The sequence below is a fragment of the Alcanivorax sp. genome, from assembly GCF_019431375.1.
In the GTDB taxonomy this organism is placed as follows: domain Bacteria; phylum Pseudomonadota; class Gammaproteobacteria; order Pseudomonadales; family Alcanivoracaceae; genus Alcanivorax; species Alcanivorax jadensis_A.
In genome coordinates this window covers 505,668-520,829 of the sequence record NZ_CP080267.1, presented here as the reverse complement: position 1 = coordinate 520,829, position 15,162 = coordinate 505,668, and the positions used below count along the sequence as shown (strand labels likewise).

Annotated in this window: 14 protein-coding genes; all 14 read right to left on the bottom strand. The window is 60.0% G+C overall.

Annotation, left to right across the window (positions count from 1 at the left end):
• Positions 1–106: 106 nt before the first annotated feature.
• The 14 genes from KZ772_RS02295 to KZ772_RS02230 all read right to left on the bottom strand — a co-directional run bounded on the left by KZ772_RS02295 (position 107) and on the right by KZ772_RS02230 (position 15,073).
• Positions 107–1,027, bottom strand: a complete 921-nt coding sequence (locus KZ772_RS02295; RefSeq protein WP_290538274.1) for a cation diffusion facilitator family transporter — start codon at positions 1,025–1,027, stop codon at positions 107–109.
• Between the two features lie 28 nt (positions 1,028–1,055).
• Positions 1,056–1,844 (bottom strand): peptidoglycan DD-metalloendopeptidase family protein, encoded by a 789-nt coding sequence (locus KZ772_RS02290; RefSeq protein ID WP_290538273.1) that lies wholly within the window; start codon positions 1,842–1,844, stop codon positions 1,056–1,058.
• Positions 1,845–1,932: 88 nt separating this feature from the next.
• Positions 1,933–2,841 (bottom strand): DUF368 domain-containing protein, encoded by a 909-nt coding sequence (locus KZ772_RS02285; RefSeq protein ID WP_290538272.1) that lies wholly within the window; start codon positions 2,839–2,841, stop codon positions 1,933–1,935.
• Between the two features lie 181 nt (positions 2,842–3,022).
• The gene (locus KZ772_RS02280; protein ID WP_290538271.1) at positions 3,023–3,685 is read right to left on the bottom strand and encodes a protein-L-isoaspartate(D-aspartate) O-methyltransferase; all 663 of its coding nucleotides are present in this window, start codon (positions 3,683–3,685) and stop codon (positions 3,023–3,025) included.
• Positions 3,686–3,723: 38 nt separating this feature from the next.
• Positions 3,724–4,740, bottom strand: a complete 1,017-nt coding sequence (locus tag KZ772_RS02275) for a tRNA pseudouridine(13) synthase TruD (RefSeq protein ID WP_290538270.1) — start codon at positions 4,738–4,740, stop codon at positions 3,724–3,726.
• Entirely contained in the window at positions 4,737–5,222 is a 486-nt protein-coding gene (ispF, locus tag KZ772_RS02270) for a 2-C-methyl-D-erythritol 2,4-cyclodiphosphate synthase (protein WP_290539507.1), read from the bottom strand. Before ispF ends, KZ772_RS02275 begins: the two co-directional genes overlap by 4 nt.
• 2 nt (positions 5,223–5,224) lie before the next feature.
• Positions 5,225–5,938: a 2-C-methyl-D-erythritol 4-phosphate cytidylyltransferase gene (ispD, locus tag KZ772_RS02265; protein WP_290538269.1), complete on the bottom strand. Its 714-nt coding sequence runs from the start codon at positions 5,936–5,938 to the stop codon at positions 5,225–5,227.
• On the bottom strand, positions 5,935–6,240 hold the full coding sequence (locus KZ772_RS02260; RefSeq protein WP_290509800.1) for a septum formation initiator family protein: 306 nt from the start codon (positions 6,238–6,240) through the stop codon (positions 5,935–5,937). The genes ispD and KZ772_RS02260 overlap by 4 nt, the downstream gene beginning before the upstream one ends.
• A gap of 57 nt (positions 6,241–6,297) precedes the next feature.
• Positions 6,298–7,590, bottom strand: coding sequence for a phosphopyruvate hydratase (gene eno, locus KZ772_RS02255; RefSeq protein WP_290538268.1), 1,293 nt, complete (start codon positions 7,588–7,590; stop codon positions 6,298–6,300).
• 20 nt (positions 7,591–7,610) lie between these two features.
• On the bottom strand, positions 7,611–8,453 hold the full coding sequence (gene kdsA, locus KZ772_RS02250; RefSeq protein ID WP_290538267.1) for a 3-deoxy-8-phosphooctulonate synthase: 843 nt from the start codon (positions 8,451–8,453) through the stop codon (positions 7,611–7,613).
• 19 nt (positions 8,454–8,472) lie between these two features.
• A complete protein-coding gene (locus KZ772_RS02245) occupies positions 8,473–10,101 on the bottom strand; it encodes a CTP synthase (RefSeq protein WP_290538266.1) in 1,629 nt (542 codons plus the stop codon).
• A gap of 426 nt (positions 10,102–10,527) precedes the next feature.
• The gene (locus KZ772_RS02240; protein WP_290538265.1) at positions 10,528–12,429 is read right to left on the bottom strand and encodes an ATP-dependent DNA helicase RecQ; all 1,902 of its coding nucleotides are present in this window, start codon (positions 12,427–12,429) and stop codon (positions 10,528–10,530) included.
• A gap of 229 nt (positions 12,430–12,658) precedes the next feature.
• On the bottom strand, positions 12,659–13,948 hold the full coding sequence (tilS, locus tag KZ772_RS02235; protein WP_290538264.1) for a tRNA lysidine(34) synthetase TilS: 1,290 nt from the start codon (positions 13,946–13,948) through the stop codon (positions 12,659–12,661).
• A gap of 153 nt (positions 13,949–14,101) precedes the next feature.
• Positions 14,102–15,073, bottom strand: coding sequence for an acetyl-CoA carboxylase carboxyltransferase subunit alpha (locus KZ772_RS02230; protein ID WP_290538263.1), 972 nt, complete (start codon positions 15,071–15,073; stop codon positions 14,102–14,104).
• Positions 15,074–15,162: the final 89 nt, after the last annotated feature.

Here is a 15,162-nt window from a genome sequence, read left to right as displayed (position 1 = left end):
GCAAAAACACAGCCTTGAAGCTACTCAAAAGACCACATGAATACAATGTGTTTACTCTAACAGGAAGCCTTGACCGCACAGCACAGGCAGCCAGGCAAGAAAGGAATCAGGGGTCACTATTGTGGGGAGTTTCCACCGGCACGCTGGGACCTACAGCCACCGGATCCTGATGGATAATCACATCCGCCGCGGGATAGGCCTGGCGGATTCGCAGCTCGATACGTTCCGCCAGTTCATGCGCTTCACGCAATGACAGATTCTGATCCATATCCACGTGCAGCTGGATAAACTGGGTGCGCCCGGACTGGCGAGTGCGTAGGTCATGAAAGCCCAGCGCCTGCGAATGTTCTGCCACAATAGCACCCACCACATCACGTACATCACCCGGAATTTCCCGGTCCAGCAGCAGCTGAATGGACTCACCGGCAATCGACCAGGCGCTGTAGAGGATAAACAGGGCGATCACCAGCCCCACAGCGCCGTCAAGCCACAGAAAACCATACTGGCTGACCAGCAGCACCAGAATAATCCCCGCGTTCACTGACAGGTCAGACACATAATGCAGTGAATCGGCCTCAATGGCAGTGGAGCCAGTTTCTCTGACCACGAATTTCTGAATCAGAAGCAAACCGAATGTAAGGACAATGGAAAACACCATCACCACTACCCCAACCGTATTGTGCTCAATCGGCTGCGGGTCAATCAGCTTGAGGACGGACTGCTGGATCAAGAATATCGACGAGCCGGCGATAAAAACTGCCTGGCCCAGCCCCGCCAGCGCTTCCGCCTTGCCATGACCAAAACGGTGCTCTTCATCAGGGGGCACCAGGGAATAACGAATGGCGAAGAAATTGATCAGCGAAGCCAGTGAATCCATTACCGAATCCACCAGCGAAGCCAACAGACTCACAGAACCGGTCATCAGCCAGGCCACCGTCTTCGCCGCTATCAACAGCAAGGCTGTAAAGATCGACGACAGGGCCGCAACCATGAGGAGGCGATGTTGCCGGCGGGTTTCAGTGGTCATGGATGGATTCCGTTGGCGAACAAAGGTGTCATTTCTTCGGTAAATAGGTGAGTGGATCCACCGGTTTACCATCTTTGCGAATCTCGAAATGCAGCTGGGTACGGAAAGTACCCGTGGCCCCCATGGCGGCGATCTGCTGTCCGGCTTTTACCGCATCCCCTTCCTTGACCAACATCTTGTCATTGTGGGCGTAGGCGCTTAACCAGCGGTCACTGTGCTTGAGAATCAACAGGTTGCCGTAGCCGGTGAGACCACTGCCACGATACACCACGCGCCCGTCCGCAGCAGCCACCACCGGACTGTTGGGTTTACCGGAAATGGCAATGCCCTTGCGCCCATGGTTATCGCTGGAGAAGGTTTCCACCACCTGCCCCCCGGCCGGCCAGCGCCAGCTCACTGGCCCCACCGTGGAACCTGCTGAAGCAGTACCAGCGGGTTGGGGTTTCGGTGTTTTTTGCGGCTTGGCAGGTTCCGGCTTACTGGCAGGCTTGTTCTGGGGTTTGCTCGCGGGTTTCGGTGCTGGTTTGGGCGCCGAGGAGCCACTGCCGGATGGAGCCTTTAGCGCCAGGGAAATGCGCTGCCCCGGATAAATAGTATAGGGGGCCGGGATCCGGTTGGCCCGGGCCAGTTCGCGATAATCCCAGCCATAACGCCAGGCAATGGAGTACAGGGTCTCTCCGCTACGCACTTCATGGGTGCCAGCAGTGACCTTGCTGGTTCGCGGCTCTTGTCCATAGATATCCACGACCGGCGCAAAATTGCCCGCACTGCAGCCGCTTACCACCAGGAAGATCAATGCCGTCGCCAGGGTACGCATCAGAATGAATCGCTACCTGTCGGCCGTTGGCACACCATCACCCACTCCGTCAAAACGGTACCGGCTCACGGTACCGGAAATTCATTGCCTACGAATCCTGCGCAACATTATGCACGGGTGCCACCCGATACAGTAGCCACACCAGCACTGTCGCCAGCAACGCGGCCAGTAAAGCCATGGTCAATTGCGATCCTTCACCGGTCAGCGTGGCGTATTCCGTCGGTGACAGCCAGCGATCGGCCAGTCCCTGTTCTCCCGATACCCGCCAGGGCCACAGTTTCAACAAGGACCCGGCCATGAAACCGGCCAGCAAGGCCATCACCGTGTCGTGGTAACGGTGCAGGGTCCATTTAAGCACATGCACAAAACTCAGCAGGCCAATGGCACAACCCGCCATAAAGGCCAGCAACAACGGTATCTCACCTTGCTTCACCGCCTCCAGCACCGGTTGATACATTCCCAGTAAAAGAAGGATAAAACTGCCGGAAATGCCGGGCAGGATCATGGCACAGATGGCCAGCATGCCACTGAAGAAAAATACCGTTGCGCCACTGCCCAGCGCCGACAGGGCCGGTGCCAACCCGATGGCCACGGCAACGCCGGTACCCGCCACAAAGGCGGCGATCTGCACAGCCCCCCGCTGTTGCAGAGGTTTCAATACCAGGAAGATGCTGGCCAGAATCAGGCCACTGAAGAACGCCCATACCGGCACCGGGTGGGTGTCCAGCAGCCAGGTAATCAGGCGTGCCAGCAGGGCAATACTGGTAAAGATGCCCGCCAGCAGGGTCACCAGGAAGGTCAGGTTGGCTTGGCCCCAGAACGCCACAAAGCCTTGCTGGTGCCATACCTTCAACAAACGCGGCGTCAGCCCGCCCAGGGTATCGATCAACTCTTCATAAATGCCGGTGATCAACGCCAGGGTGCCACCGGAGACACCGGGCACCACATCGGCAGCGCCCATGGCCATGCCGCGAAAGAAAATACCGGGTCGGATCATGTTGTCCCTGCGTTGTTGATAAGCCGCAAGCTACAAGCTTCAAGCTGCAACACGGGCTCAGTATTGTATTTTCATCGCCACCAGATTCCGCGCTCCAGACGATTGGGCGCGGGCAATGCTTATTCGCTAATTTCCATTCTGGTCGCGCCTTGTAGCTTGCAGCTTGAAGCTTGTAGCTGCCTTATCGCATCACACCACGCTGGAATGGCACGAAGCGCACCGCATCCAGTGATTGCACATGGAACTTGTCACCGTCGCGGTCGACCACCGTGAGTATCTGCTTGCGATCACCGCCCACCGGCATCACCAGGCGGCCGCCGTCTGCCAGTTGTGACAACAGATCATCGGGAATTTCTGCACGGGCACAGGCGGCGAGGATGGCATCAAAGGGGGCTTCGCTCTTCCAGCCGAAACCGCCATCGGCATGCTTGAGCTGAACCCGGGCCAGACCCAGCTTTATCAGCCGCTTGCGCGCCTGATCCTGCAATGGCCGGATGCGTTCCACGGAATAGAGGGCATCGCAGAACTGGGCCAGTACCGCCGTCTGATAACCACAACCGGTGCCAATCTCCAGCACCTTGGAGGGCCTGCCGTTGGCGATCAACAATTCGGTCATGCGCGCCACCACCCAGGGCTGGGAAATGGTCTGGCCATGGCCGATGGGCAGCGCGGTATCGTCGTAAGCCTGGTGAGCCAGGGCTTCTTCGATGAACAGGTGACGCGGCGTATTGCGAATGGCATCCAGCACACGTTCGTCACTGATGCCGGCATCGCGCAGCCGCTGCACCAGACGATCCCGGGTCCGTGCAGAGGTCATGCCGATGCCGCTAAGTTGGATATCCATCTGTACTTCTTTTGCCTCTGGATTTGCCTCTCGGCGGATTATTCAGGCTTTATAATTTCCGCCATCACTGTCGTGGCAAAAGCGCCTGTGGGCAGCGTAAACGCCAGCTCCAGACACACTTCCCCTTCCCTTTCCGTTTGCCAGGCCCACTGCAAGTCCCGTACCGGCAAGCGTGTTGCCCGGCGGGCTTCGTCAACGCCGATACGGCACAGGCTGTCAATCACGTCGGCATGTGGCGCAAGTATCCGCTGTTCCAGTTCCCGGCAAGGGCCAGATGATGCCATGCCCGGCACCCCCGGCAAAGGGGCGGTGGGATTAACCTCGCCGGCAATCACTCTTTCCCCTGCCTCAGGGTCGTCATCTGCCGGGAACAGACCACGGCTTCCTTCCGGCTGTAGCAGGTCGCCGGCCAGTACCCGGTCCCAGCATTGCCGGTCAACGCGCTCGGCCAGCACCTGGTTGAACAGATCGCTACGTACCGCTGACAACCACAGGCTGCGCAGGGCTTTCTTGCGCGGCGCTTCGCCGCCACACAGCCACTCCGTGCCGCGCACCAGGTTGCCGGCACCGCGACCGAAACGCTGCTCACCAAAATAGTTGGGCACGCCCTGACGCTCAATGGTGGCCAGTTGCTGTTCCAGCTTCTGGCGATCACCCTGAAAATCAGTGACACGAAGGATAAACCCGTTGGCGCGGTGAGTGCCCCGATTCAGCTTGCGGCGATGGCGAAGGCCCTGCAGAACCCTGAGGCCCTCGGGCCAGACGAAATCCGGATCCGCCTTGCCGGGCAAGTGCAGGCTGAACCACTGGCGGGTAATGGCGTGCTTGTCCTTGAGGCCGCTGTAGCCCACGGCCAGGCGGTGAACTCCCGCCTGTTTGGCCAGTAACAGGGCCACATCTTCGGTATTCCAGCCGGTTTTCTCGATTTCCAGCCACAGGTGTTCACCCTCGCCTTCCGGGCGCACATGCATGTGTTCGACTACCTGGAAATCTGCCGGGGAAGCTTTCAGCACACCCGTGGCTGCCGGGCCGCCATGGGCGCGGGGAAGGCTCATTGAGCCCCCGCTGATGCCACAAGCAACACCACGGCCTGCACCGCGATACCTTCCTTACGGCCGGTAAAACCGAGTTTTTCCGTGGTGGTCGCCTTGACGGAAACCTGCCCCATATGGCAACCGAGCAGGTCGGCGATACGCTGGCGCATGATGTCGATATGGGGTGCCAGTTTCGGTGCCTGGCAGATAACCGTCAGATCCGCATTGCCCAGTTGCCAGCCGGCAGCGGTCACGTCCTGGTAGATAGCAGCAAGCAGCTTGCCGGAATCTGCACCCTTCCACTGGGGGTCGGTGTCCGGGAAATAGTGGCCGATGTCGCCCAGCGCCAGAGCACCAAGCAAGGCGTCAGACAGGGCATGCAGAGCCACATCGCCGTCAGAATGCGCCTTGAGCCCCTGACTGTGAGGAATCGCCACACCACCCAGCATCACGTGATCGCCTTCGCAGAAGGCATGCACATCAAAGCCCTGGCCGATACGGATACTCACAGCATGCCCTCCTCATCGCCCAGCTGACGGCCCAGATAGTAGCGAGCCAGTGCCAGATCTTCCGGGACGGTAATCTTGATATTGTCGCTGTGTCCAGCCACCAGCGCCGGACGGCAACCCGTTCTTTCCATGGCGGAGGCTTCATCGGTGATACCGGCCAGATCGCCCTGCAAGGCATCGTGCAGTGCGCGGGCGGGAAACAGTTGCGGTGTCAGCGCACGCCAGATGCAGTCACGGTCGAGGGTGGCAGCAATATGATTGTCATCGCCTGCCTGCTTGATGGTGTCCACCACCGGCAACGCCAGGATGGCGCCCTGGGCGTCGGTCTGGTCGAGCAGATTCTGGATATCGGACAACCGCACCAGGGGACGCGCCATATCATGGACCAGCACCCAGGCGTTTTCTCCTCCCAGCTCCAGTGCCCTGGCCACACCGCTACGCACGGATTCCGCCCGGGCGGCTCCGCCATTGACGGTGGTAATACGGGAATGTCTGGAAACACCCAGCGTCGGCCACCAGGGATCTTGCGCGGACACTGCGACCAACACCCGGTTGATGGGGGCAAACGACAACAAGCGATTGAGGGTATGCTCGGCCAGGGTCTTGCCGGCCAGTGACAGGTATTGCTTGGGAAAACCCGCCCCCATGCGTTCACCGATACCGGCAGCCGGTACCACCGCATAGAGAGGGCCGCTAATGACAGGATTCACTCGCCGCCCCGGGGTTGTTCGAGAATCAGGAAAAAGGTCTCACCGTCGCGGATCATGCCCAGGTCCTTGCGGGCAATCTCTTCCACCGCTTCAGTGCCCTGCTTGAGGTCTTTCACGTCGGCGGCCATCAGTCGGTTGCGCTCATTCAGTTTGGCGTTGCTCTGCTTGAGTCTGGCCACCTCTTTTTCCAGGGTGGCCACATGCCGCAAACTGCCCTCACCAAACCACAAGCGGGCCTGCAGGCCGACAAACACCAGAGCCAGCAGCGCAATCACGATCTGTCTGGCGGGAGACAACTGCATGGTCTCCCGCTTGCCAGATCCCTTTGCTGTCCTGCTGGTTCCGGTATCTGACATTACTTAGCCGAGGAACTTGAACTCTTTACGACCATGGTAAGCCGCGCGCCCCAGTTCCTGTTCAATACGAATCAGGCGGTTGTACTTGGCCACCCGATCGGAACGGCACAGGGAGCCGGTCTTGATCTGGCCAGCGGCAGTGGCCACAGCCAGGTCGGCGATGGTGCTGTCGGCGGTCTCGCCGCTACGGTGGGAAATCACCGCAGTGTAGCCGGCATCCTTGGCCATCTTGATGGCATCCAGGGTCTCGGTGAGAGAACCGATCTGGTTGAACTTGATCAGGATGGAGTTGGCCACCCCTTCGTCGATGCCGCGCTTGAGGATCTTGGTGTTGGTCACGAACAGGTCGTCGCCTACCAACTGCACCTTGTTGCCCAGCTTCTCGGTCAGGATTTTCCAGCCATCCCAGTCAGACTCATCCATGCCGTCTTCGATGGAGATGATCGGATAACGGTCGCACAGCTCTGCCAGGTAGCTGGCAAACTCTTCGGAGTTCATGCTGCGGCCTTCGCCGGCCAGCACATATTTACCGTCCTTGTAGAATTCGCTGGCAGCGCAATCCAGGGCCAGGGTCACGTCATCACCGGCCTTGTAACCGGCAATCTCGATGGCTTCCATGATCGCTTCCAGAGCGGCCTCGTTGCTGGGCAGATCCGGGGCGAAACCACCCTCATCACCCACTGCGGTGTTCAGGCCGCGTTTTTTCAGCACGCCTTTCAGGGCGTGGAAGATCTCGGCGCCGTAGCGAATCGCTTCGGCCACGGTAGGAGCACCCACCGGCTGAATCATGAATTCCTGGATGTCCACGTTGTTATCGGCGTGCTCACCACCGTTGATGATGTTCATCATCGGTACCGGCAGAGAGTACTCGTTGTCATCGTCCTGCAGGTCGGAAATGTACTCGTACAGGGGCTTACCCTGGTCCACCGCCGCCGCTTTGGCCGCTGCCAGAGACACAGCGAGGATGGCGTTGGCGCCAAAGTTGGCTTTGTTCTCGGTGCCGTCGGCATCGATCATGGCCTTGTCCAGGGCCTTCTGGTCGCAGGCGTCCATTCCCACCAGCAATTCACGGATGGCGGAGTTCACATTGCCAACGGCCTTGGTAACACCCTTGCCCAGGTAACGGGCCTTGTCGCCATCACGCAGTTCCAGCGCTTCGCGGGAACCGGTGGAGGCACCGCTGGGCGCACAGGCACTGCCGGAGGCGCCGGATTCCAGAATCACATCGGCTTCGATGGTGGGATTGCCACGGGAGTCGAGAATTTCGCGGGCTTTGATGTCAACGATCTTGGACATGACAGTCAATCTCTCTTCAATCAGTTGTTTTCAAAGGCAGGCAGTGCCTTGACGGTATTATCCAGGGTTTGCATCTGGGCAAGGAATGGCTCCAGACGGTCCAGTCGCAGGGCGCAGGGGCCATCGCATTTGGCGTTATCCGGGTCCGGGTGGGCTTCCAGAAACAGTCCGGCAATGCCCTGACTGATCCCGGCACGGCCCAGTTCGGCCACTTGGGCACGGCGGCCATCGGCGCTGTCCGCGCGCCCGCCCGGCTTCTGCAGGGCGTGGGTCACGTCGAAAAACACCGGGTAGTTGAACTTTTTCATGATGCCAAAGCCGAGCATGTCCACCACCAGGTTGTTGTACCCGAAGCTGGACCCACGCTCGCAGAGGATAAGCTGGTCGTTACCGGCATCCTCGCACTTGTGCAGGATATGGCTCATTTCGTGGGGAGCCAGGAACTGGGGCTTCTTGATGTTGATGATGGCCCCGGTCTTTGCCATGGCCACCACCAAGTCCGTCTGCCGGGCCAGAAAGGCTGGCAGCTGAATGATGTCGCACACTTCCGCCACCGGTGCGGCCTGATAGGGCTCATGCACATCGGTGATCACCGGGCAGTTGAAGGTCTGCTTGATCTCTTCAAAGATCTTCAGGCCTTCGTCCATGCCCGGGCCTCGGTAGGAACTCAGCGAGGAACGGTTGGCCTTGTCGAAGCTGGCCTTGAACACCCAGGGGATACCCAGTTTGCTGGTCACTTGCGCATAGGCTTCCGCCACCTGCATGGCCATGTCCCGGGACTCCAGCACATTCATGCCACCGAACAGGGCCATGGGCTTGTCGTTGGCAAATTCCAGCTCGCCGAGCTTGATGGTCTTCTGCATAACGCGTACACCCCTTTCCTTAGTGTGCTTTCTGTTCCGCCAGGGCTGCAGCCACATAGCCCTTGAACAGACCATGCCCGTCACGGGGCGTGGAAGTAAACTCCGGGTGGAACTGACAAGCCACAAACCACGGGTGGTCTGCCACTTCGATCACTTCCACCAGCTCGCCATCGGTGGAGCGGCCAACGATCTTCAGGCCAGCGCCTTCCAGCTGTGGCAGGTAATTGTTGTTCACCTCGTAGCGATGACGGTGACGCTCGACGATTCGGGTGCTGCCATAACATTCGGCGGCACGACTACCCGCCTCCAGAATACATTCTTGGCCACCCAGGCGCATGGTGCCACCCAGATCGGATTCCTCGGAGCGCTGTTCCTTGTGACCGTCTTCGGTGGTCCACTCGGTAATCAGGCCCACCACCGGGTCCGGCGTATCCGGGCGCAGCTCGGAAGAGTGCGCCTTTTCGATGCCGGCCACGTGGCGGGCGTATTCGATCACCGCCAGTTGCATGCCAAGACAGATACCCAGATACGGCACCTTCTTTTCTCGGGCGTAACGAATGGCAGCGATCTTGCCTTCGGTACCCCGGTCCCCAAAGCCGCCGGGCACCAGGATGGCGTCCAGATTTTCCAGCACGCCGGTGCCTTCACGTTCGATATCTTCCGCATCCAGGTAAAGGATGTTGACCTTGGCACGGTTGCTGATGCCGGCGTGGATCAGGGCTTCATTGAGCGACTTGTAGGCGTCGACCAGCTCGATGTACTTACCCACCATACCCACGGTGACTTCATTCTCGGGATTGAGCTGAGCTTCCACCACTCGATCCCACTCGCCCAGATCCGGCTCCGGCAGATCCAGGCCAAACTTCTCCACCACGATGTCATCCAGGCCCTGCTCGTGCATGCCACGGGGCACCTGGTAGATGGTCTTGCAATCCGGTGAGGAAATCACCGCTCGGGCTTCCACGTTGGTAAACAGGGCGATCTTGTCCCGGGCACTCTGCGGAATCGGGTCATCCGCACGGCATACCAGAATATCCGGCTGCAGGCCGATGGAGCGCAGCTCTTTCACGGAATGCTGGGTGGGCTTGGTCTTGATCTCGCCAGCGGTGGCGATATAGGGCACCAGGGTCAAATGCACCAGCAGGGACTGGCTGGACCCCAGCTCCACACGCATCTGCCGCGCCGCTTCCAGGAACGGCAGGGATTCGATGTCACCGGCAGTACCACCGATTTCCACGATGGCCACGTCCGCATCCCCTGCCCCTTCGCGGATCTTCAGCTTAATCTCATCGGTAATATGGGGGATCACCTGCACGGTGGCGCCCAGGTATTCACCGCGGCGCTCCTTGTCCAGCACGTCCTGATAGACACGGCCGGTGGTGAAGCTGTTGCGGCGACTCAGGCGAGTGCGGATAAAACGCTCGTAGTGACCCAGGTCCAGGTCGGTTTCGGCGCCGTCTTCAGTCACGAATACCTCACCGTGCTGGTAAGGGCTCATGGTGCCGGGATCCACATTGATGTAGGGATCCATTTTGATCAGGGTGACGTTGAGGCCGCGGGCTTCCAACAAAGTGGCCAGGGATGCTGAAGTGATCCCCTTACCCAGAGACGACACCACACCGCCGGTGACAAAGATGAAACGTGACATGCACTCACCAGATTGCTAGTGGGTTGGTAGCACTCTCACCAGTGTAACCGGCACCAATAAAAAAACACCCTGCACGCATGACACGGGCAAGGGGCTTTCTGAATCGGGTTGGCCAGCTACGCAAGTGATGGTTGAACACCTGAAAATTCAGGGGCTTGCGCTACATCAGGACGGGAGAAAATATTAACAGAAGGCGCCGTGCGCCTCAATCGGAATCGCGTCCGGGAGCGTAAAAAGTGGTGCAGCACGTTACCCGGCACAAACTCACCCGGATCGCCTAAGGCCTTATTCCGACGTCTGCTGCGACTTATCAGGCCCAGCGAGTTGTTAGGGTGCCAGTTGCGAAATGCAAAACCGAGCCGACCTTTCGTGACTCGCAACTCGCTCCTCGAAACTCCTGCCGGGCCGCACCGTACGTTCCCGGCATCAGGCGCTCTCGCAAGCGGCTAGCACCTCGGAAAACGGCGCACCCATCTGCGAGCCGAACGCCGGATGCCTCCCCAGGCGGGCGCGGCTGGCTCTTGGGCTGCTGATGCCGCAAAGGAAACGTGCCAGCTGCCGGGGTGTGCTCAGAGCCTGATGGTTTTCCTCACGGGTGGCCTGAATCACTGCCGGGTCCGGTGCTGTGCGGCCACGTGATGGCAACGCCTGTTGCTCACCGAGGCAGGCGCTGCAATGACCACAGGGCTGGGCGAGCGTCTCGCCGAAATAGCCGACCAATGCCTGCTGATGGCAGCCAGAGCTCCCCGCCCAGTCACACACCTGCTGCAGACGCTGGATATCGCGCTGCTCGCGCAGGGCAAACTGCTCCTGCATCCGCACGATCAAGGGCTCACATTCCGCTGGCGGGTTCAGCATCCGATAGCCCTGGCGCACGCCGGCGACCCGTAACTCGATCATCTGCTGCTGTTCCAGATAATTCAGGGCATTGAGGACCCGCAGGCGGTCATCACCCAGGGCCTGGGCGGCGTCGATGGGCCGCAGGGTCAGCCAGATCCGTCCCTGCTTGCCAGTGGCAAACAGGCGCTCCAGAAAAGCGGCCCGCTCCGGGTTGAAGCCGGCCAGAATCTCTTCCTGCGATGTCTGGAACGCCACCTTGTATTCCGTATAGAACGGCGCCGTGGCGCGAATCACCCCTTCCAGTTCCAGATAGGTGAGCAAGGTGTTGATGACCAGAGGCCGCACATCGAACTGCCCGGACAACTCATGAATCGAAAGATCGAATTGCGCCGGCTGCCCAAGCAGCCAACGAATCAGCGCAGCCAGGGACTCACTGTCCGGTGTATCCCCATAGGTGAAATTCTCCAGCACCGTCAGATCATCCGGGTTGGCCAGCAACTGGCAGTGGGATGGTTGTCCGTCACGCCCGGCCCGGCCAATTTCCTGCATATAGTTTTCCAGGGACTTGGGCAGGTTGTAGTGGTAGATGGCGCGGATGTCCGCCTTGTCGATGCCCATACCGAAGGCGATGGTAGCCACCACGATGTCGGTCTCCCCCGCCATGAACGCCTCCTGCACCTGATGGCGGGGCTCGTCTTTCAGCCCGGCGTGGTAGGCCTGCGCCTTCAATCCCTGTTTCTGCAAAAAGGCCGCCACAGTCTCGGCGGTCTTCTGCAAAGTGACATAAACGATGGCGGGCTCGGCAGGTCGGCTGGTGAGCTGCTCCAGCAGGTACTGATCACGCTCGGCGGTGCCACAAGGGCGCACTGCCAGGGCCAGGTTGGGGCGAAAGAAACCGGTCTGGATGTGGTCCGCCCTGGCGATCTCGAAACTGTCGCAAATCTGCTCTGCCACCTGGGGAGTGGCCGTGGCCGTCAGTGCCAGCACCCGGCCAACCTTGAGATCCCGGGCCAGCTGCGCCAATTTCAGATAATCGGGACGGAAGTTATGCCCCCACTCGGACACACAGTGCGCCTCATCCACCGCCATCATGCTGATGGACAGGCGCTTCAGCCGTGTCAGAAAGCGCTCATTGGCCAGCCGCTCCGGGGCCACATAAAGCAGCTTGATGGTGCCATCATCCAGTCCCCGATAAATCGCTTGCAGCTCTCCGGCATCCACACTGGAATCCAGTCGTGCCGCCGGGATATTAAGCCGATTGAGCTGATCCACCTGATCCTTCATCAGCGCGATCAACGGCGACACCACCAGTGTCAGTCCATCCAGCATCAATGCCGGCAACTGATAGCACAGGCTCTTGCCGCCGCCAGTGGGAAACACCGCCAGGGCCGATCGACCAGCCAGTAGCGCCTCGATGACCGCCTGCTGGCCGGGACGGAATCCCTGGAGCTTGAATGTCTGTTGCAGTAATTGTTGCGCTTCTTGCATGGATACTCTTGGCTAATCAGGCGAAGTTAGGAGCAAACTGGCTGGGGTCATGGCTGCCTGCTTGCAGGTCGATGATCCAAAGGTACAGACCTGACGTGCCCTGCTAAATCAGTCAGCGTTGATCAAACCTGTAGGACATTGGCCAATCTGGAACGCTTGTTAGGGTGCACTGAGCGCACCGTAAAAAAACAGGCTGGCAGCCTCGCGGAGCAATCATCACGTCACATGGCTAACGAGGGGGCGGCAACAAAAACCATTCTTCACAGCTCGCCGCCTCTTCACCATCTGCCAGACCCACCAGCGGCACGGATACCAGCGTCTCGCCCCGATATAGCAGAGGCCATTGATGCCGCTGCCAGGGGGGAACGCCGGCCGCTCGCCACAGTTCCTTGATGCGCTGGTGCATGCCGTTACGCAGCATGCGCGTGCCACCGGTAAAGGGGCGCAGGGTCAGATCACCTGGCGGCCGCATCAGGCTTACTGCGCCCTCCCCGGCTGTGGGTGACAGTTGCCAGGATGGCAGCGATGGTGGCGGCGCGCCCTGCGGCCAGGACAAGGTACCCTGCCAGGGCGCCAGGGCTTCACGGGGGAGCAAATACAGTGCCCGCCGGAACAGGCGCACGGCCCAACTGCCCCACTCCACCCGGGCCTGACTATCTTCGGCAGCATCCTGCAGGGCCAGCAATTCAGCAAGCACCGCCGCACTGGGCGCACTGGCCCCCTGACCGTGGAGCCACCAGCGTAACAGGTTACGTTGCCGGGCCGGTCGCAATGCTGCCAACCCGGCAAGTGGAAATCGTTGAGCGCAGACACCACAGGCTTCAGCATCTTCCTGCGCCCTTTCGTCCAGCAGTTCACTGGCATCCCCCATGTGCCGGGCGGTTCGGGCCAGAATCTCATCAGCGCCACGCCACCGCTGACGCAGGGCCGGCAGAATACTGTGGCGTAGATAGTTGCGGCGCAGGGACTGGTCCTGATTGCTGGGGTCTTCCTGCCAGTGCAGGCCCAACTCCCGGGCACTGCGCTCCAGCGCAGACCGGGGCAACTCCAGCAGTGGCCGCCATACCGTTATCCCCTGGCGCTTATCCAGGGCATGCATGGCGGCAAGGCCCTGCACACCTGCGCCGCGCAGCAATCGTAACAGCAGCGTCTCGGCCTGGTCATCGCGATGGTGAGCGGTAATCACGGTGGCGCCATCCCGGCGGGCGTCAGCAAACAGGGCCTGATAACGAGCCTGGCGAGCGCCGGCTTCGATGCCTTTACCCTTGTCCACCGTTACCGTGACCACCCGACAGGGCAGCGCCAGGCCAGCGACGACCTGCTCGCAGTGTGCTGCCCAGTCCGCGCTGTTTGCCTGGAGTTGATGATTGATATGCACCACACGCAGGCGCGGCCCCAGCCCGGCCTCAACCAGCAGGTGCAGCAGCAAGGAGGAATCCAGCCCACCACTGAAGGCGAGCAACAAGGGCCCGGGCGGGGTCTGCTCTGCCAGATCAGGAATCAGTGGCGGCTGTGGCATCGGGGATGTCATCACTATTGCGGAAACAGACAGGGTTAGCCATAAGGGTACAGCGTTTGCCATGCAAGCATAGCAGCTGCACGGCATTCACCCTATCGGTTGCCCCGGGACGTTTCCCGGGAAGCGGGGTGGAGAAGAATAACCAGCGAACGGTTATTCGTCAGCGGGGGCGCTGACCACGTTGCCGTAGCTCATCAGACGGTCGTAACGACGATCCACCAACGCGTCAATGTCCAGGGCCTTGAGCTCATCGAGCTGCTTGACCAGCGCCTTGCGGATGGCGTCTGCCGCCTGATCGTAATCCCGATGGGCACCACCCAGGGGCTCCTTGATGACCTGATCCACAATACCCAGCTCGTGGAGCCGGCCGGCAGTCAGCCCCATGGCCGCTGCGGCTTCCGGGGCCTTGTCGGCGCTGCGCCAGAGAATGGAGGCACAGCCCTCCGGGGAAATTACTGAATAGGTGGAGAATTCCAGCATCTGCAGGTGATCGCAGACACCGATGGCCAGTGCCCCGCCAGAACCACCCTCACCCACCACGGTGGCGATGATCGGCACTTTCAACTGGGACATGACGCGAAGATTGCGGGCGATGGCTTCGGACTGGCCGCGCTCTTCTGCATCGATACCGGGAAAGGCACCCGGGGTATCGATAAAGGTAAGAATCGGCATCTTGAAACGCTCGGCCATTTCCATCAGACGCAGGGCCTTGCGGTAACCTTCCGGCTTGGGCATGCCAAAATTGCGGCGCACCTTCTCCTTCACTTCCCGGCCTTTCTGGTGACCGATCACCATCACCGGCTGATCGTTCAGGCGGGTAATGCCACCGACAATGGCCGGATCGTCCGCAAAGGACCGGTCCCCGTGCAGTTCGTCGAAATCAGCGAAGATCCGCTTGATGTAATCCAGCATGTAAGGCCGCTTGGGATGGCGGGCCAGCTGGGAGATCTGCCAGGCACTCAGGTTGCTGAAGATATTCTCGGTGAGCGAAATGCTCTTTTCCTGCAGCTTTGCCACTTCCTCGGAAATATTGACCTCGCTACCACTGCCTACCAGTCGTAATTCCTCGATCTTCGCTTCCAGATCTGCGATGGGCTGTTCAAATTCGAGGAAGTTCGGGTTCATATGTCTGAGCCTGTTTATGGTGTTTTGCTGGCAACGCCGGGAAAAATCCGCCCGGTCCCTGGCGCATGGCTGGCGGAATCGTCATCCCT

Coding starts and splice junctions, on each gene's coding strand:
- KZ772_RS02275 (WP_290538270.1), bottom strand. CDS start 4,740: ATGAGCCTTCCCCGCGCCCATGGCGGCCCGGCAGCCACGGGTGTGCTG.
- KZ772_RS02295 (WP_290538274.1), bottom strand. CDS start 1,027: ATGACCACTGAAACCCGCCGGCAACATCGCCTCCTCATGGTTGCGGCC.
- KZ772_RS02230 (WP_290538263.1), bottom strand. CDS start 15,073: ATGAACCCGAACTTCCTCGAATTTGAACAGCCCATCGCAGATCTGGAA.
- KZ772_RS02260 (WP_290509800.1), bottom strand. CDS start 6,240: ATGCAGTTGTCTCCCGCCAGACAGATCGTGATTGCGCTGCTGGCTCTG.
- KZ772_RS02245 (WP_290538266.1), bottom strand. CDS start 10,101: ATGTCACGTTTCATCTTTGTCACCGGCGGTGTGGTGTCGTCTCTGGGT.
- kdsA (WP_290538267.1), bottom strand. CDS start 8,453: ATGCAGAAGACCATCAAGCTCGGCGAGCTGGAATTTGCCAACGACAAG.
- eno (WP_290538268.1), bottom strand. CDS start 7,590: ATGTCCAAGATCGTTGACATCAAAGCCCGCGAAATTCTCGACTCCCGT.
- tilS (WP_290538264.1), bottom strand. CDS start 13,948: ATGCCACAGCCGCCACTGATTCCTGATCTGGCAGAGCAGACCCCGCCC.
- KZ772_RS02280 (WP_290538271.1), bottom strand. CDS start 3,685: ATGGATATCCAACTTAGCGGCATCGGCATGACCTCTGCACGGACCCGG.
- KZ772_RS02285 (WP_290538272.1), bottom strand. CDS start 2,841: ATGATCCGACCCGGTATTTTCTTTCGCGGCATGGCCATGGGCGCTGCC.
- KZ772_RS02240 (WP_290538265.1), bottom strand. CDS start 12,429: ATGCAAGAAGCGCAACAATTACTGCAACAGACATTCAAGCTCCAGGGA.
- KZ772_RS02290 (WP_290538273.1), bottom strand. CDS start 1,844: ATGCGTACCCTGGCGACGGCATTGATCTTCCTGGTGGTAAGCGGCTGC.